The sequence below is a fragment of the Coprobacter fastidiosus genome (assembly GCF_030296935.1).
Lineage (GTDB): Bacteria > Bacteroidota > Bacteroidia > Bacteroidales > Coprobacteraceae > Coprobacter > Coprobacter fastidiosus.
Genome location: NZ_AP028032.1, coordinates 3,000,798 through 3,018,993, shown reverse-complemented (window position 1 = coordinate 3,018,993; position 18,196 = coordinate 3,000,798). Strand labels below are relative to the sequence as shown.

Genomic DNA, 18,196 nt, shown 5'->3' with positions numbered 1-18,196 from the left:
AAAACAACTCAACAATATATCAATAAACATTAAAACAAAAGATTAATAGAGATTTCTTTAATTCTTAATATCTCAAAAGAAGAAATAGCAAAATACTCTATCTGTTCCTGTAATGTAGACAGCGTTGACAAGAACGAAAGAATATTTTTTAACATCAATTTATGTATGCCTGATACAGATATTTGTTATTGGTTTGAATTATCTATTTCGAACAAAGGTAATATTGAAATAAAAGACACAACTTCAGATGAAGACGAAGATATGTAAATGCAATTTTTATAGAACAATAAAAACTGGCACTAATATATAATATATCTAAAACTGGAAGTGTAGTTTATAAAACAAGATAAACTATGAAATGGATTAGAATCGTTTTTATTATCATATCAATTATTCTATTATTTGTGATTATATATGCAATTATTAATTGTGAAGTCAGTTATAAATATGAGATAGAAGGTCGAAACGGAGATAAAGTCGATATTTTATGGGTGGGAGAATGGCTTAAAGAATATATCAGAATATGTAAATATTTTCTATGTTATATTATTGTGACTATCGTTTATATAATAACTTCAACATTAAAGAAAAAAATAAAGATTTTTCATTGATATAGATCCCTATCAACTTTTGGGAAATCTAAAATATTATTTTTCAAGACAATAATTATGAACGAGAAGATATATTATAACGAAGATCTTCCGGAGGGTGTCGAGCCTCTTTATAACGGGAATATCGCTGATGTCTACTATTCGGCTCACGACAGCGCGCACTTCAGACTGTCTTATGACGGGCTGAACAGACTTACCGCTTCTCAACAATATACTCGGGACGGCGTCAAAACTGCTGCGGCCGAGGCTTTTACTTACGATAAAATGGGGAATATCACTGCTATCGAATTGCCATCTTCTCAAAATGCGCAATATTTCGGATACCAACTCGGAATAAGAGATCTTTTAATAGCTCCTTTTTCTATTCTCGACAGATATACCAGAAGTATTCCTACTTTATATAAACGTTTAACTAAACAGTTATGAAAAAGATTATTTATATCCTATCGCTTATCGCTATCGGTTTGATATATTCCTGCTCTGAAAAAAAACAGAAATATAACAACGAACCCAGCAACTTCTTTTTTAAAGTTCCGGGAACAGATATCGGGATAACCACCTCTAAAGTACCAGGTGCTCAATTTTATGTCGTATTTGCAAAAGATAGCGTTCTACCTTCAGATACCGTTGACTATATAAAGTATGAAACCAATCAATCGACCGAATTAGAATTCGTATTTGACCCCCGTAACAAAAAAGCCATTTACATATTAGCTTCTGATGATATTACAGAAATTAATATTCTTAACGACAGTCTGGAAATACTACGAGAGGCTGAATTCGACTCTCTTTTTTTTGAACCTCGCTTTAGAACAGAACCTCCAATTCTAAAATATCCATATATCCAAGTAAATATATATCCGAGTCATTATACAATATCAATGACTAAATACGAACCTGTTAATAATTATATAAAAGAAGGTGACATTTATGGTGGTTGGTAAATCTTCTCATACAAGAAATTTTTGACCGAATTTTATATTAAAAAACGACATCCACAAATCATTCTTTCATCAAGAAAAAATACTCTAATAAAGCATTAGTCATCAACTAATTAAATCCTCATAAATAACTCTTATAAAAATTTTCACCAAATCTATTTTCTTGCTTCGAATAAGCTTCGTAACTTTATCCCCATACAAAGTAACAGTCATTATATTTATCATGCATCCATTTATACATTTACACGTCCATTCTCAATATTCTATTCTTGACGGACAAGCGAGTATACAGGCTTTGGTCGATAAAGCTATGCGTGACGGCATGCGGGGTATTGCCATTACCGATCACGGCAACATGTTCGGTATCAAAGAATTTTATAATTATGTAAATAAAAAAAATGGAGGTGTCAAAAGCGAGATAAAAGACCTGAAAAAAAGAATATCGGACATCGAAAACGGAAAAATAGAATGTGAAGACCGGGATGCCGAACTCTCACGCTGTAAGGCTGAGTTGGAAGAGAAAGAAAAAAAACTCTTCAAACCGATTATCGGTTGCGAAATGTATGTGGCAAGAAACCGCTTACAAGACAAAAACGGTAAACCCGATCAAAGCGGATACCACTTGATCGTTCTTGCAAAAAATCTGAAAGGGTACAAAAACCTGATTAAATTGGTATCAAAAGCTTGGACCGAGGGTTTCTATATGCGTCCAAGAACCGACCGTGTCGAATTGGAAAAATATCATGAAGGGCTGATCGTCGCATCTGCCTGTTTGGGTGGTGAAGTCCCGAAAAAAATAAACAAAGGTTTGCTCGACGAGGCAGAAGAAGCGGTACGATGGTACAAAAACCTGTTCGGTGAGGATTACTATCTGGAATTACAACGGCACAAAGCTACCGTACCGAATGCCAATCACGAAGCATATCCTTTGCAGGTACAAGCTAATACCAAAATTCTGGAATATGCAAAAAAATATAATATCAAGGTAATCTGTACCAATGACGTGCATTTTGTTGATGAAGAGCATGCAGAGGCTCACGACCGGCTGATCTGCCTGAGTACGGGAAAAGACCTTGATGACCCCAACCGCATGTATTATTCGAAACAGGAATGGATGAAAACAACCGAAGAGATGAACGCTCTCTTCGCCGATGTTCCTGAAGCCCTTATCAATACCAATGAAATACTGGATAAGGTGGAGTTCTATTCGATCGATCATGCTCCTATCATGCCGACATTCGCTATTCCTGAAGAATTCGGGACAGAAGAAGGATATAGGCAAAAGTTTACGGAAAAAGATTTGTTCGATGAATTTACTCAGGATGAAAACGGGAATGTCGTTATGGACCAGGTCGCTGCGGAAGCTAAAATAAATACTTTAGGAGGATATGACAAACTATACCGTATCAAACTGGAAGCAGACTATTTAAAGAAATTAGCTTTCGACGGGGCAAAAACTCGTTATGGAGATCCATTAAGCCCGGATGTAAAGGAACGGCTGATCTTCGAGCTCCATATCATGAAAACAATGGGTTTCCCGGGATACTTCTTGATCGTACAGGATTTTATCGCTGCAGCCCGTAACATGGGGGTATCGGTAGGTCCGGGACGAGGATCGGCTGCCGGATCGGCAGTTGCCTACTGTCTCGGGATTACCCAAATAGACCCGATACAATATGACTTGCTGTTCGAGCGTTTTTTGAATCCCGACCGTATTTCTTTACCGGATATAGACATCGACTTCGACGACGACGGACGAGGAGAAGTACTTCGTTGGGTAACCGAAAAATACGGACACGAAAAGGTAGCTCATATTATTACCTACGGTACTATGGCAACCAAAATGGCTATCAAAGATGTTGCCAGAGTAGAGAAATTGCCTCTTTCCGAATCAGACCGTCTCACAAAATTGATTCCCGACAGATTGCCTGAAATAGACGGTAAATCTCCTAAAATCAATCTAAAAAATTGTATTGCCGCAGTTCCCGAATTGCAACAAGCCTGCGAATCGGAAAATATGTTGATACGCGACACGATGAAATACGCTCGTATGCTTGAGGGAAACGTTCGGGGTACGGGTGTCCATGCTTGCGGGACGATTATTTGTCGAGATGATATTACCGATTGGGTTCCGGTAAGTACTGCCGATGATAAAGAGACCGGTGAAAAAATGCTGGTCACTCAATATGAAGGTTCGGTAATCGAAGATACGGGATTGATAAAAATGGACTTCCTGGGATTAAAAACACTATCGATTATCAAAGAAGCCGTAGCGAATATAAAATCTCACCGAGGCATCGATATCGATATCGACAAAATATCGATAAACGACGATGCGACCTATAAATTGTACAGCGAAGGGAAAACCGTGGGAACATTCCAGTTTGAATCGGCCGGAATGCAAAAATATTTGCGCGAACTGCAACCGACGACCTTTGAAGACCTCATCGCCATGAATGCTCTCTATCGACCAGGACCTATGGATTATATTCCGCAGTTTATCGACCGGAAACACGGAAGAGAGCCGATCGTATACGATATTCCGATTATGGAAAAGTACCTGAAAGATACTTACGGAATTACAGTGTATCAAGAACAGGTGATGCTTCTCTCACGGTTATTGGCTAACTTTACGCGTGGACAGTCCGATGCTTTGCGTAAAGCGATGGGAAAAAAATTAAAGGATAAACTGGATGCTTTAAAACCGCTGTTTATAAATAACGGACAAAAAAACGGGCACGATCCCAAAACTTTGGAAAAAATCTGGGCTGACTGGGAAAAATTCGCGTCGTACGCATTCAACAAGTCTCATGCGACATGCTACTCTTGGGTGGCTTACCAGACAGCTTACCTGAAAGCCAACTACCCTTCGGAATATATGGCAGCCGTGATGAGCCGCAATATCTCGAATATTACGGAAATCACCAAACTCATGGATGAATGTAAAGCTATGGGTATTAAAGTGCTCGGTCCGGATGTAAACGAAAGTAATTTGAAATTCAACGTTAACAAAGACGGCAATATCCGCTTCGGATTGGGAGCTGTAAAAGGTGTAGGAGAAAGTGCTGTCCGCAGCATTATGGAAGAAAGAGAGAAAAATGGTCCGTTCACCAGTATTTTTGATTTTGTGCAACGGGTCAATTTGAATGCTTGTAACAAGAAGAATATAGAAAGTCTTGCCTTATCCGGAGGATTCGACAGTTTTCCGGAAATAAAAAGAGAACAATATTTCGCTCAAAACAGTAAAGGTGAAGTTTTCCTCGAAACCCTTGTTCGCTACGGTAACAAATATCAAGTAGATAAAGCGGCTCAAATTAACTCTCTGTTCGGAGGAAGCGATGCTATAGAAGTAGCCAAGCCCGAAATTCCCGCTGCCGAAAGCTGGTCTGATTTGGAACGACTGGAAAAGGAACGGGATTTAGTAGGAATTTACCTGTCTGCACATCCTCTGGACGACTATGCTTTGACTCTCGAATATGGATGCAATACCCGAATGAGCGAACTGGAAGACCGTCAAGCCTTAATCAATAAAGATATTGTCATGGGCGGTATCGTAACAGGTTTCAGAGAAGGAATGACAAAAACCGGTAAACCATTCGGAATTCTAAAAATCGAGGATTATTCAGGATCTGCCGAGATACCTCTTTTCGGAAAAGATTTCGTCGATTTCCGGAAATTCGGATATAACGGCATGTATCTGCTTATCAAAGCAAAATGTCAACCCCGAAAATTCAATGAAAGCGTTCTGGACATACGAATCGTCTCGATAGAGTTATTGCAAGACGTAAAAAATAAATTATTGGAAAGTCTTACTGTAGTAATTCCGATCGACCAGATCAACAACGGTATAATAGAGCCGCTGACAGACTTGCTCAAACCCGATAAAGAATCGAATACCGAACTTTTCTTCGAAATCTATGATCCTGAAGAAAAATATCAAGTAAAGCTTTTCGCCCGATCACACAAGGTTAACGTAACAAAAGACCTAATCCGATTTATCGAAGATAACAACGGATTATCATTCAAGATAAACGGAATTTCCCGAAAAGAGATGCAACGCAATACCGAAGAGGCAGAAGACGAACTGGTACTATACGGGACAGAGGCATCGGCTTAAAAACATATTTATAATTCATCGAACAAATAGGATTGGTTTATTGTTTTTTTATAACTTTGTTAGACTTTTGAAAACCATTATAAATTAAAATTTTAATACTTCAAAATCATGGCATTACAAATTACAGATGCAAACTACAAAGAGCTTCTCGCTTCGGACAAGCTCGTAGTAATTGATTTTTGGGCGGAATGGTGCGGTCCATGTCGCAGTATCGCCCCAGCCGTTGAAGAACTGGCCGCCGAATTCGAAGACAAGGCGATTATAGGAAAATATAATGTCGATAACGACAATGAGTTGAGTGAAGAATACAGCATCCGCAGCATTCCTACTCTTTTATTTTTCAAAGAAGGCAAACTTGTCGATAAACAAGTAGGTGCATCTTCTAAAGCCGATCTGAAAGCAAAAATCGAAGCTAACTTATAAAATATAGAATATCAGAGAAAGATTGTATGGAGAATTTCATACAGTCTTTCTTTCTACCGACTCTCCTCCCAATTTGTTTTTAGAATTTTACCCATTAAAACTGAAAACATCATGAGAACTTTCATGTTAATCGTTTCGATGACGACCTTCATATTTACCGGATGTCATCAACAAAAGAAAAGCGAGAGTCTGGTTATCGAAATGACCAATCCCACAGACCGTTACCGGAATAATGCAGGTATTGTTATCAAACGTAGCCAATTAAATAATCCGGACTCTACATTACTACCTGTCCTTTACGATAACAACGGAAAACTAATCGTTTCTCAACTTGATGACATAGATCAAGACGGGCAATGGGACGAACTCGCATTTATCTGCAATTTTGCTCCGAATGAAAACCGTACTGCAACACTTACATGGGTAACTTCGGAGAAATATCCGACTTTTAAAGATTCTATACAAACGTCTGCAGGTAAAGAGTCATTTAAACAATTTACCGCTTCAGGAGACTCTATTCTGCAAGAAGCTGACTCTATCGGATTAGGTGAAATAGCAGTCTATTCGAACAAGGCAACCTACCCTATAGGAAAACCGAACTATTTATTGATAAGCGAAGGTCCGGTAAGAAGAATTTACGGAATAGACCGAAAAGAAAGTAAAGTATCTGCCGGCCGTATAGCAGAGATGGTAACAATCTGGGCAGGACATAAAGGTTATGAAAAGGAAATAGCATTAATAAATATGCCTCCGAACACACTCCTACTCACAGGCATAAAAGATAATGTTCTGAATCGAGATACCACTTTCCGAGCTTACGAATACGGTTATGTCGCTCTAATGGCGCATACTTTAGAAAAAAAATCATACTATACGGGAATGGCGATCATTATTCCTGATGAATATTATACCCGACGTGGCTATACTGCTTATAAAGGTCTTAATCTGTGGTATGCAGAATTGAAACCGAATGCAGAAAACAAAGTGACTTTTTATGTATACGGTGCCAAAGAAAAAGATAACGAAGGATTTCGCAGCGCCGACTATTTTGAAGAATTTATCGATTACGAAACTCTCTACATCGATAACCCGATAGAAATAAATCTTGTAAATTGATATATGGACGAAGGCCGCCTCAAACAAAAAGTACAAACCGTAATCGTATCTTGTTCTGTCATTCTGATGACTGGAAAATTCATTGCATTTTTTATGACTAATTCGGTCGGAATTCTGACCGATGCGATGGAAAGTATTGTAAACGTGGCTGCCGGATTCATCGGTTTATACAGCCTTCATCTTGCGGCAAAACCTAAAGATGAAGGTCACCCTTTCGGTCATGGGAAAATAGAACTTATTTCAGCTTCTATAGAAGGTCTCCTCATTATTCTCGCCGGGGTATTAATCGTTTTTGAAGGCATCAAGCGACTGTTCATTCCCTCTGTAATCGAAAAATTGGATATCGGTATTTACATAATCGCCGGTGCCGGAATTATCAACTATTTATTGGGATATTATAGTATCCGCACCGGAAAAAAATATGATTCTATCGCTTTGGTTGCCGGAGGAAAACATCTGCAATCCGACACTTATTCGAGTATAGGCTTAGTCATCGGATTAATTCTGATGTATATTACCCGAATAAGATGGATAGACAGTGCCTTGGCATTAATTTTCGGAACTATTATTATTTTCACGGGAATCTCCATACTTAAAAAAACGGTTGCCAACCTCATGGACAAAGCTGATAAAGAAATTCTCAGCATAATCGCCGACATAATATCAAAAAACAGGCAACCCGACTGGATAGACATCCACAACCTGAAAATGGTAAAATACGGCAGTTATTATTACATAGACTGCGATCTCACTCTTCCTTGGTATTATAATATAGAAGAAGGTCATTCGGCTTGTATAAATCTGGAAAAGACTATATGTAAAGGGTTTACCGATAAAGTTTCATTCTCGGTACATTCAGATTCCTGTGCTAAATCTTATTGCAGACACTGTCAAGTGACGAACTGCACATATCGTAAACAAACATTCGTTTCACCTCTACAACTTACGCTCAAGGAAATTACAGAGAGCGATGAAGAACGTAATGAATAAAATTCTCTACAAAAAGAAATCTTTAGAACTATTCAGAAAAAGAAATCCTTGCACGTGTGAACAACTCCCATATCTCCGATTGTTATAGTAAAACAGTGTAATCTGTAATTACTGAATAATAATGAGAGCATACGATTGCAAAATCGGGGGTTCCTATGCTTCTCCAGTTATATTTCCTTCATAACCGGAACCGGAAGGATAAAATTTCTGAATATGAGAAAACTTATTCTTGCATCTGTCATGATGCTTATGGCAACAGCCTTTTCTTTCGGGCAAATGGATATTGGATTCGGCCCTAAAATCGGATTAAATCTGACGAACATGACAAACTCAAACATGAGGATAAAACCGGGCATAGTAGTCGGAGCGTTCGCAAATATGCGAATAAATGACTACTTAGGGGTTCAACCTGAAATATTATTTTCCATGCAAGGGACTAAAAAAAATGATTATACACTGAAAATGAATTATTTTAATATCCCGATCATGGCAAAAGCCTACATGTGGAAAGGTCTAAATCTCGAACTCGGACCACAGTTCGGATTCCGGACAAAAGCTTCCAGTGAAGAAGGAGATATAAGTGTGAATGTAAAAGATGAAACAAAAGTTTTCGATTTTGCAATCGGTGTTGGATTGGCCTATGAAACGGAAATGGGACTTACTGCGGGATTCAGATATCTGATCAGTGCAACCAAAGCCATCGATCATGAAAAAAACAAGAACAGTGTATTTCAACTTACTTTAGGATGGATGTTCTAAAAAAAGAAAGAACATAGTTTTTAGAAAAAAGTGTCAAAACTCAACAAGAGAAAATGGACTTTTAATTTGAAACTTGACATCTTTCACCGATTATAAAAAAGCCGTATCACTACTCGAAAAATAGAATTGATACGGCTTTTTACGTTTACCAGTTACAATCTAATAACTTTTCAAAGTGTTCATCTTAGAGCCTATCTAAATTTTCCAACAAAAAAATATTATCAGGTCATTTTTGTACTTTCTTCCGGTCTTTTTCCCCATTTTTTCTCGTCAGATAGCCCATAAAAATGATAAAATATCCTCGAAAGAATCTCTCAAAACTGACTCAAGTAAAATTTAAACAGACTCTTAATTTTGACACTTATTAATTTTTATAAAATGCGAAACGATAAAACCATCCGGTCTATTATACCAATATACAACATTTACTCTAACAAAATTAAAATAACTTAAGTAGAAAAATAGACCACAAAAACCCAAAAAAAGACAACTATATTCTTATTTTATTATATTATTTTTGTTGCATAATCAACTATGGGATATACAACCATATCGTTGCGGAGGCCATATCCCTGCCATAATTATAAATTATTTCCACTGGAGGCCTCCCGGTAAATAAAAACTTGATATATATGAAAAGATTTGTACTTGCATCTGTCATGTTATTTTTAGCTACCGCCTTTTCTTTTTCTCAAGAAATCGCATTCGGAGTAAAAGCGGGGTTATCTCTTTCGAACCTGACAAATAGTAGTTTGAACGTCCGTCCGGGACTCGTAATCGGAGGTTTCGCCAACATTCGTTTTAATGATTATGTTGCTTTGCAACCGGAACTACAATATGCCATGCAAGGAGGTAAATACGATGATCTGACAACTAAACTGGACTACATTCAAATTCCGGTTATGGTAAAAGGATATATGTGGAAAGGATTAAATATCGAAGCTGGTCCGCAATTCGGATTCCGCACGGTCGGTAAAGAAAAAATCAACGGTAAAAATTACAGCATAAAAGATGCCACGAATGTTTTTGATTTCGCAATCGGTGTAGGATTGGGATATGAAACCGAAATGGGACTTACAGCCGGTTTCCGGTATCTAATCAGTGCAACTGATGCCTTTGACGGCGCTGACGCTAAAAATAGCGTATTCCAGCTTACCTTAGGATGGAAATTCTAATATATTAAGATATCTATAAAAACAGGCCGGGAAAATTTTCAGATTTTCCCGGCCTGTTTTTATAATTAGAAAATTTAAATGAACTCTAAAAGCCTGTCTGATAATTAAAAATAGAAATCATATTTCTTTTTTTCGCTATATTTGTCAAATACAACATATACAATTAAAAGATTCATCCCAAATAAAAAGTTATGACACATAAACATTTTAAAATTATATTAGTAACATTATTATGTTTATGCGGAAAAGAAATTTCCGCAAAAAAAATCGAAGTACAATCACCCGATGGTAAACTGAAAGTAAATATTGAATTGAAAGACAAAATATATTACTCAATATATTCGGGAAAAGATCTGTTGTTGGACAATTGTTCATTATCAATGATACTGAACAATGAAGTGCTAGGAGAGCAACCGAAATTACAAGCCATGAAACGAGGCAAGATCGATGAAAGCATAAAGCGAGAGATTCCTCTGAAAAATGCGATTGTCGAGAACCACTGCAATACTTTATATCTGAAAATGAGGGGAAATTATGCCATTGAATTTCGTGTATTCAATAAAGGATTGGCCTACCGTTTTATTACAAACAAAAAGGGCGAGATTGAAATTATGGGAGAAAATTTCGCTATCCATTTCCCTGCAGATTATTTGGCTCATCTATCTCAGCCGGATGGTTTTAAAACATCATACGAATATCCATATACACATGTTCGAACTAAAGATTACAAGCATACAGACCGAATGAGTTATCTACCCGTACTTCTGGAGACAGATAAACAATACAAAATATTGATATCCGAGGCAGACTTGCAGGATTATCCTTGCATGTTTTTGCAAAGTACGGGAAATAACGGCATGCAATCTCTTTTCCCAAAGTGTCCGCTGGAGTTTGGTGAAGATGGTGACCGTAGTCTGAAAATACTAAAAGAGGCAGATTACATCGCCAAAACATCCGGTAAAAGAAATTTTCCATGGCGTTTCTTTGTAATCTCCGACAACGATAAAGATATTGTAGCCAATGAAATGGTCTATATCCTTTCTTCTCCTTGCGAACTGGAAGATTATAGCTGGATTAAGCCCGGGCAAGTAAGTTGGGAATGGTGGCATGACGCCCGTTTATACGGCGTCGATTTCCGTTCCGGTTACAATATGGATTCTTATAAATATTATATCGATTTCGCTTCGACATTCGGCATCCCCTACATCATTATGGACGAAGGCTGGGCAAAGAGTACCCGTGACCCGTTTACTCCGAATCCGACAATCGATTTGCAGGAATTAATTAAATACGGTCGAGAACGTAATGTAAAGATTGTATTGTGGTTGACTTGGCTGACTGTAGAAAACCACTTCGATTTGTTCAAGACTTTTGCCGATTGGGGTATTGCCGGTGTAAAGATCGACTTTATGGATCGAAGCGACCAATGGATGGTAAACTATTATGAGCGTGTAGCAAAAGAAGCTGCAAAACATAAATTATTCGTAGACTTTCATGGTTCGTTCAAACCCGCAGGATTAGAACGCAGATATCCGAATGTGCTTTCGTATGAAGGTGTGTTGGGTATGGAACAAGGAGGTAACTGTAAACCGGAAAACTCTATCTACCTTCCATTCATGCGTAATGCGGTAGGGCCCATGGATTTTACTCCCGGTTCTATGTTCTCCGCACAACCGGAAGATAACCGATCTACTCGTGCTAATGCAATGGGATCGGGAACACGAGCCTACCAAATGGCCTTGTTTATCGTATTTGAAAGCGGATTGCAAATGCTGGCCGATAATCCGGTATATTATTATCGTGAACGCCCTTGTACCGAATTTATAGCCAATGTACCCGTAGTTTGGGATGAAACAAGAGTATTAGATGCTAAAGTCGGAGAATATGTTGTTATTGCCCGTCGCAATAAAGATAAATGGTTCATCGGTGCTATCACCAACGACACAGGACGTACTATTGAAGTAAATCTGGACTTCCTCCCGGAAAATAAAAAACTGCACCTGACCTATTTTGAAGATGGCATCAACGCAGACCGTCAGGCAATGGACTATAAAAAGAAGGCAACAGAAGTGACAAATTCTACAAAGCTAACCATGAAATTGGTACGTAACGGCGGATGGGCCGGCAGGATCGAATAGAAACTCTCAAAAAAACGATAGGACACCCCTTAATTAACGGATGTCCTATTATTTTTCTATATTAGCACGAATTTATATCAAACCATATCTCAATGCCTATCTGAATTTTTCAATAAAAATATTATCAAAAGAAAATTCTCTCCGATCCGTGCAAGATTCAAACAGGCTTCTAAAGGCTCTCTAAAATTCTTTTCAAAACTACTTGTGCCGATATTTCCCGATTGGCAGCCTCAGGAATAACTATCGATTGAGGGCTCTCAATCACTTCATCGGTGACGATCATATTTCGTCTTACCGGCAAACAGTGCATAAAATATGCATTATTCGTTAAAGCCATTTTCTCCGCATCTACAGTCCAAGACCGGTCGGTATTAATTACTTTTCCATAATTCGGATCGGTATAAGCCGACCAATTTTTGGCATAAATAAAATCCGCACCTTCGAATGCTTTACGCTGATCATATTCCACACGAGCCTTACCGACAAATTTAGGATCGAGTTCATATCCTTCAGGATGCGTAATTACAAAATCATAATCCGTCTCATTCATCCATTCGGCAAAAGAATTAGCAACTGCCTGAGGCAAAGACTTAGGATGCGGAGCCCATGTCAATACGACTTTGGGACGAGCCGTTTTTTTATACTCCTCTATTGTAATCAAATCGGCAAAACTTTGTAAAGGATGGCGAGTAGCCGCTTCCATACTGAACACCGGACGACCGGAATATTGTATGAACTGATTGATAATCTTTTCTTCATAATCATCTGCCTTGTTCTCGAAACGGGCAAAAGATCGTACACCGATCACATCACAATAACAACCGATCACAGGAATAGCTTCGAGCAAATGTTCGGTCTTATCACCGTCCATAACCACTCCCCGCTCGGTCTCAAGCTTCCATGCCCCCTGATTGATATCGAGCACCATCACATTCATACCCAAATTCATTGCAGCTTTTTGAGTACTCAAACGTGTGCGTAAACTGGAATTGAAAAATATCATTATCAGGGTCTTATTCTTACCCAACTCTTTATATCCGAAACGATTGGCTTTCACTTCGAAAGCTTCTTTCAGGGCAATATTCAAATCGCCCAAATCCTTTACATTGGTAAAATGTCTCATAAGTACGTTTTTAATAAATTCAGTCCGAGAACAAACCCCTACTACGCTTCAGTAATCATCGAGTTTGTCCGTCTCCCTGTATAATATATTTATAAGTCGTAATTTCCGGTAACGCCATAGGTCCTCTGGCGTGCAATTTTTGTGTACTGATTCCGATTTCCGCCCCGAAACCGAATTGACCGCCATCGGTAAAAGCTGTAGAAACATTCGTATATACACATGCTGCATCCACTTCTTTACAAAAACGCTGCATAGCTGCGTCATTCTCACTGACAATAGATTCGCTGTGTCCCGACGAATAGCGACAAATATGCTCCAAAGCTTCGTCAATGCCAGCGACCGTTTTTATGGCCATTTTATAGTCCAGAAACTCTGTTCCGAAAGATTCTTCATCAGCCGGTTGCAAAAGCTCTGCCGGGTATTTTCCTTGTAAAGCCGAATATGCTGCCGGATCAGCATATATAATCACCCGGCTTTTTTCTAATGGTGCGCATAATTCCGGTAAATCGGCGAGACGAGATGAATCTATCACAAGACAATCAAGAGCATTACATACACTCACCCTTCGGGTCTTGGCATTATTAATAATCGCAGCCCCTTTCTTCACATCTCCTGATGATTCGAAATAAGTATGACAAATGCCTGCTCCTGTTTCAATAACCGGAACGCGAGCATTATCCCGAACATAGTCGATCAGGCCTTTACTTCCCCGAGGAATAATTAAATCGACATAATCAACCGCTGTTAACAACTGCATTGTAGCCTCCCGGTCATTAGGGAGCAAATATACTGTATTTGAATCGATTCCAAACTTTATCAACACCTTGTTAATAACGTTTATAATTGCAGTATTAGAACACGCAGCATCCGATCCGCCTTTTAAAATACATGCATTCCCAGATTTCAGGCAAAGAGAGAAAACATCGAAACTGACATTCGGACGTGCTTCATATATAATACCGATCACACCGAACGGGACAGAAACTTTAGTAATCGTCATCCCATTAGGACGAGTCGTCTCACTCAGCACTTTTCCCAAAGGTGAAGGTAATTCCGCTACACGACGCATATCTGCGGCAATATCCGCAAGACGTTGTTCCGTCAACATCAGACGGTCATATTTCGGGTTATTTTTATCCATTTTCATTAGGTCCCGTGCATTTTCTGCTAAAATATATCCCGACTGAGCCTCTGCTTCATCGGCTACCGCACGCAAAACAGAGTTAATCGTAGCTTCATCCAACAGGTTCAACTTACGAGAAGCAGCCCTTACCGCCTCAAATACAGATTTCAGAGAAGTCATATATCACTTATTTATTGTAGACAAAAATAGTAAAAAAGCGATATTCTATGACAAAGAATATCGCTTTTATTCTCTATTTATCAGAAAAAGCTCAATATAATTATAACTATTGCATTATTGCACCGGTAAGATTTCAATCCAATAATCATCCGGATCGTGGATAAAATAGAGTCCCATATCCGTATTTTCATAACATATACATCCCATCTCCTTATGAAAACGACGGGCTTCATCGTAATCCCCCTCTACCCGAATACACAAATGACTCTCATTATCCCCCAGTTCATAAGCTTCTGTACGATCTCTTAGCCAAGTAAGTTCAAGTAAAAACGAAGAAAATCCATCTCCCAAATAAACTAAGATGAAAGAGCCGTCTTCGGCCTCTTTACGACGAATTTCTCTTAAACCCAGAGCTTTATTATAAAAAGCGATGCTTCTCTCGAGATCGATCACATTTATATTAAAATGATCAAAATGTCCCTTTATTACCATAATCTTCTTGTATTTATTTTATTATAAAATCATTTAATTGTAATCAAATTAGTTCGATAAAATTAAGAATCTATTTAAATTTTCCAATAAAAAAACTCAATAATCAGGCAATTCTACTGTTTCACCGGGGAAAGACCATCCGATAAATAAAGAACCGTTTTTCTCAGCAAACGAGCGAAATGCTGCAGCTTTTTCATACTGGTCATGAAAGTGCATCGGAGCAAAACAACTGACAGCAAAACGACAAACAAATTGTTCTGCCCCGAGCATATATTCCCGCCCTAAACGGGGATCTATCGGAAACATCACTAAATCGAAACGATTCGTAACTCTCGCTAATATCTCCAATTCATGCAGATAAGCAGCTTCATATTCCGCTGATTCCTCCATCGTCGATTCTTCTTTCCAATGCCAATTATTTAAATCTCCTGCATGAAAAATAAGTTTTTCCGCTACCTCTATTAAAAAAGAACATCCTACATCGGTAGAGCCGAAAGCCTGAATACAAAGCGTATTATCATGATACAATTCAGATGGAGAAAGATAGACAGCACCATCAAACCGAACATGTCGATCTTCCAATATATCCCGAGAAAATATATATTGAATATCCGGACGATGCTGTTTCCACTTTAAAATCTCCGGATTAAAATGATCTGAATGAGAGTGTGTAGATAAAACATATAATTTCCCTGCTCGATGCAATAAAGAATCATGAACTATACCGTCATTTTCACCGTCAGAATCTCTATAATAGTCGATTATTATCGTAAAATTCTCCCCTTCTATTGCAAAACCGCTATGGTAAATATAGGTCAATCTCATATTAAAAAGTTTATATTCAAAGATAACACTTTAGAAGAAAGAATAAATGCGTGATTTCACATAAAAAAAATTAATAAACAAATAATACGGAATGCCATTCAAGGTACAAATTCATTATAATACAACTCTTTAAATCAGAATTAATATAAGCCTATTTTACCTCGTTTTAGTCATGATTTAACACAAAAATTAAGTGCACATATCGAATATTAAGCAATAAATAATCCTCAATAACGCATATTGATTAGCGTACAAAAATACTTTTGCAAGTGTTTCTTAATCATTTCTTAACCAATAATAATTATGACATGAAAAGTACAATTTGTAAAATTGCGATCAGCGTAATTTTGAGTTGCTTCATTTTATTTCCTCTTTCTGCGAAGCAACTTTTCGTATCTCCGGAAGGAGATGATTCTGCAGACGGATCATCATCCGGAAACGCATTTAAAACTCTGTCCAAAGCTGTAGATGCAGCGGAGGAAGGCGATGAAATCGTCCTTTTGGGAATTATAGACATAAGTCAAGAGCCTGCTGATAAAATTTATAACAGCGACGCTTATAATAAGAACAATCAAGGTGTCAAAATTCTGGATAAAGGATTAACAATCAGCGGTGACCCGAACCAAACCCGAACTAAAACCGGCTTTACGGGAAACAAAACGACAACATGCCTGCGACTGGACGGGCTGAATAAAAAAGTAACCATCCGAAATTTGACTATTAAAGAAGGAAATCCTACATCCGATAAAGGAGCCGGCTGTTTCATTCGGAATGCTAATGTGGAATTTGACAATGTTTCTTTCCAGAATAATCAAAACTACGGTAAAGTTTATGATGATTCCCACAAATTCGGAGGAGCTATTTTTATGACAGCTACCGATTTGGAAAAATACGAAGTTACCGTTCGCAATTGTCTGTTTATGGGTAACAGCAACAAAGACGGGGGATGCATAGGCTCGCAAGGCGGTAAATTAAGGGTGTATAACACCTCGTTTGTAAGCAACGATTGCAGTGATGTAAGCGGATCGGAAGGTGCATTCTTCGGGACTGAACCGCAAGAAGCCGTAGATGTATATTTTAGAGATGTTAAAGTCGTTTCTAATTATGTTTCGAATCGTGGCGGTGCTATATATATGAAGCATCGTACCGACAAAAAGAACCTAAAAATGGTATTCGAAAATACTACTTTCAATCTTAACAAAGCCAATGGAGATAACGGAGGCGTACTGTTTTTTGAAAACGACAGAGCCAATACGACCGATGAGATACTCTTTGTAAATTGTACCATGTACGGAAACTATTGTAAACAAAAAGGAGGCGTGTTTTACTTAGGTAAAGGTATGGAAAACTCTACATTCGATGTGGTAAACTGTACGATGACCTATAATACCACCACCGGAAATGAAGGTAACGGCGGTGCTGTTTATATCATGAACGACTGCAAAAAACTGACGAAACGTTTCTACAATTGTATCATAGAAAACAACAAATCGGGCGATGTTACCAATATGGTAAATTCGGATTTTATGGTTCAATACCCGAACATAGAACAATCCGAATTAGAGATACAAAACTCGTTTATAGGACATGACAGTTACGACAACATGCAAAAAAGAACTGCTGAAGGAACGGACTTTACCAAAAACAACTATTTCGACTATTTTGCTAACAGCGGTTCTCTATCCGGTCTTTCCTCCTATTTCGATTACTATGCTGAAGAATGCTTTGCCATACCTTTGGATTCGAAAATATCGGATAAAGCAATGAACTACGGTAATGCCCAATACTTACAAGCCCTGAATATCAATACCGACCAAGTCGGAAAGATCCGGCCTTTTGCCAATGGTAAATGTTATGCAGGCTCTTGCGAAGCTACCGAAGAAGAACTCGACTATGACATATATGCTTTGGCTGTAGAAAAAACAGAAATAGAATCAGACCAAGAAGATGCAACGATAAAAGCTTACTACACAAACAACGGTTTGGTCGTAGAATCTACACAAACAATCGAAAAAGCCGAGATTTATAACTTGTCCGGAAAATTGATCGCATCGGAGAAATTGGCAGGACAAAATACTCGAGAAGAAATTTATGTAAACAATCTGAACCCGGATATTTACATTATTCGTGTAGTATCAGGCGGAAAAACATATTCCCAGAAAATCATGATCCGATAACGGTTT

The 18,196-nt window shown here is 38.2% G+C and carries 16 protein-coding genes; 12 read left to right on the top strand and 4 right to left on the bottom strand.

From position 1 onward, the window contains the following. Positions 1-45: 45 nt before the first annotated feature. The 11 genes from QUE35_RS13770 to QUE35_RS11890 all read left to right on the top strand — a co-directional run bounded on the left by QUE35_RS13770 (position 46) and on the right by QUE35_RS11890 (position 12,270). Positions 46-267: a DUF4738 domain-containing protein gene (locus tag QUE35_RS13770; protein ID WP_122329738.1), complete on the top strand. Its 222-nt coding sequence runs from the start codon at positions 46-48 to the stop codon at positions 265-267. Between the two features lie 86 nt (positions 268-353). After that, complete coding sequence (locus QUE35_RS11935) at positions 354-611, top strand: hypothetical protein (RefSeq protein ID WP_122304760.1); 258 nt, start codon at positions 354-356, stop codon at positions 609-611. A gap of 57 nt (positions 612-668) precedes the next feature. After that, positions 669-1,037 (top strand): hypothetical protein, encoded by a 369-nt coding sequence (locus QUE35_RS11930; RefSeq protein WP_122329739.1) that lies wholly within the window; start codon positions 669-671, stop codon positions 1,035-1,037. After that, positions 1,034-1,555, top strand: coding sequence for a hypothetical protein (locus tag QUE35_RS11925; protein ID WP_022600576.1), 522 nt, complete (start codon positions 1,034-1,036; stop codon positions 1,553-1,555). Before QUE35_RS11930 ends, QUE35_RS11925 begins: the two co-directional genes overlap by 4 nt. 220 nt (positions 1,556-1,775) lie before the next feature. Beyond that, positions 1,776-5,669 (top strand): DNA polymerase III subunit alpha, encoded by a 3,894-nt coding sequence (gene dnaE / locus QUE35_RS11920; RefSeq protein ID WP_022600574.1) that lies wholly within the window; start codon positions 1,776-1,778, stop codon positions 5,667-5,669. Positions 5,670-5,777: 108 nt separating this feature from the next. Next, a complete protein-coding gene (gene trxA, locus QUE35_RS11915) occupies positions 5,778-6,092 on the top strand; it encodes a thioredoxin (protein ID WP_009317857.1) in 315 nt (104 codons plus the stop codon). Positions 6,093-6,203: 111 nt separating this feature from the next. After that, positions 6,204-7,208, top strand: coding sequence for a DUF4861 family protein (locus QUE35_RS11910; RefSeq protein ID WP_022600572.1), 1,005 nt, complete (start codon positions 6,204-6,206; stop codon positions 7,206-7,208). Positions 7,209-7,211: 3 nt separating this feature from the next. Then, positions 7,212-8,198: a cation diffusion facilitator family transporter gene (locus tag QUE35_RS11905; RefSeq protein ID WP_022600570.1), complete on the top strand. Its 987-nt coding sequence runs from the start codon at positions 7,212-7,214 to the stop codon at positions 8,196-8,198. 213 nt (positions 8,199-8,411) lie between these two features. Continuing rightward, positions 8,412-8,957 carry a porin family protein gene (locus QUE35_RS11900; protein ID WP_009317860.1) on the top strand — a complete coding sequence of 182 codons (546 nt, stop codon included), beginning with the start codon at positions 8,412-8,414 and terminating at the stop codon, positions 8,955-8,957. Positions 8,958-9,589: 632 nt separating this feature from the next. Next, positions 9,590-10,132 (top strand): porin family protein, encoded by a 543-nt coding sequence (locus QUE35_RS11895; protein WP_031258320.1) that lies wholly within the window; start codon positions 9,590-9,592, stop codon positions 10,130-10,132. A 191-nt stretch (positions 10,133-10,323) separates the two neighbouring features. Further along, complete coding sequence (locus QUE35_RS11890) at positions 10,324-12,270, top strand: glycoside hydrolase family 97 protein (RefSeq protein ID WP_022600566.1); 1,947 nt, start codon at positions 10,324-10,326, stop codon at positions 12,268-12,270. Positions 12,271-12,439: 169 nt separating this feature from the next. Here QUE35_RS11890 and QUE35_RS11885 read toward each other — a convergent pair whose 3' ends face one another. The 4 genes from QUE35_RS11885 to QUE35_RS11870 all read right to left on the bottom strand — a co-directional run bounded on the left by QUE35_RS11885 (position 12,440) and on the right by QUE35_RS11870 (position 16,013). Further along, positions 12,440-13,393 carry an N-acetylornithine carbamoyltransferase gene (locus tag QUE35_RS11885; protein WP_022389674.1) on the bottom strand — a complete coding sequence of 318 codons (954 nt, stop codon included), beginning with the start codon at positions 13,391-13,393 and terminating at the stop codon, positions 12,440-12,442. Between the two features lie 55 nt (positions 13,394-13,448). Next, complete coding sequence (locus QUE35_RS11880; RefSeq protein WP_022600564.1) at positions 13,449-14,696, bottom strand: glutamate-5-semialdehyde dehydrogenase; 1,248 nt, start codon at positions 14,694-14,696, stop codon at positions 13,449-13,451. A gap of 114 nt (positions 14,697-14,810) precedes the next feature. Next, positions 14,811-15,188, bottom strand: a complete 378-nt coding sequence (locus QUE35_RS11875) for a VOC family protein (RefSeq protein WP_009317870.1) — start codon at positions 15,186-15,188, stop codon at positions 14,811-14,813. A 96-nt stretch (positions 15,189-15,284) separates the two neighbouring features. Beyond that, entirely contained in the window at positions 15,285-16,013 is a 729-nt protein-coding gene (locus QUE35_RS11870) for an MBL fold metallo-hydrolase (protein WP_022600563.1), read from the bottom strand. Positions 16,014-16,321: 308 nt separating this feature from the next. Between QUE35_RS11870 and QUE35_RS11865 the strand changes: the two genes are divergently transcribed. After that, positions 16,322-18,190: a T9SS type A sorting domain-containing protein gene (locus QUE35_RS11865; protein WP_022600562.1), complete on the top strand. Its 1,869-nt coding sequence runs from the start codon at positions 16,322-16,324 to the stop codon at positions 18,188-18,190. The last annotated feature ends 6 nt before the right edge of the window (positions 18,191-18,196 follow it).

Excerpts from the sequence above, each read along its gene's own strand:
- QUE35_RS11935 (WP_122304760.1), top strand. The coding sequence starts at position 354 with ATGAAATGGATTAGAATCGTTTTTATTATCATATCAATTATTCTATTA.
- QUE35_RS11930 (WP_122329739.1), top strand. The coding sequence starts at position 669 with ATGAACGAGAAGATATATTATAACGAAGATCTTCCGGAGGGTGTCGAG.
- QUE35_RS11925 (WP_022600576.1), top strand. The coding sequence starts at position 1,034 with ATGAAAAAGATTATTTATATCCTATCGCTTATCGCTATCGGTTTGATA.
- dnaE (WP_022600574.1), top strand. The coding sequence starts at position 1,776 with ATGCATCCATTTATACATTTACACGTCCATTCTCAATATTCTATTCTT.
- trxA (WP_009317857.1), top strand. The coding sequence starts at position 5,778 with ATGGCATTACAAATTACAGATGCAAACTACAAAGAGCTTCTCGCTTCG.
- QUE35_RS11910 (WP_022600572.1), top strand. The coding sequence starts at position 6,204 with ATGAGAACTTTCATGTTAATCGTTTCGATGACGACCTTCATATTTACC.
- QUE35_RS11905 (WP_022600570.1), top strand. The coding sequence starts at position 7,212 with ATGGACGAAGGCCGCCTCAAACAAAAAGTACAAACCGTAATCGTATCT.
- QUE35_RS11900 (WP_009317860.1), top strand. The coding sequence starts at position 8,412 with ATGAGAAAACTTATTCTTGCATCTGTCATGATGCTTATGGCAACAGCC.
- QUE35_RS11895 (WP_031258320.1), top strand. The coding sequence starts at position 9,590 with ATGAAAAGATTTGTACTTGCATCTGTCATGTTATTTTTAGCTACCGCC.
- QUE35_RS11890 (WP_022600566.1), top strand. The coding sequence starts at position 10,324 with ATGACACATAAACATTTTAAAATTATATTAGTAACATTATTATGTTTA.
- QUE35_RS11885 (WP_022389674.1), bottom strand. The coding sequence starts at position 13,393 with ATGAGACATTTTACCAATGTAAAGGATTTGGGCGATTTGAATATTGCC.
- QUE35_RS11880 (WP_022600564.1), bottom strand. The coding sequence starts at position 14,696 with ATGACTTCTCTGAAATCTGTATTTGAGGCGGTAAGGGCTGCTTCTCGT.
- QUE35_RS11875 (WP_009317870.1), bottom strand. The coding sequence starts at position 15,188 with ATGGTAATAAAGGGACATTTTGATCATTTTAATATAAATGTGATCGAT.
- QUE35_RS11870 (WP_022600563.1), bottom strand. The coding sequence starts at position 16,013 with ATGAGATTGACCTATATTTACCATAGCGGTTTTGCAATAGAAGGGGAG.
- QUE35_RS11865 (WP_022600562.1), top strand. The coding sequence starts at position 16,322 with ATGAAAAGTACAATTTGTAAAATTGCGATCAGCGTAATTTTGAGTTGC.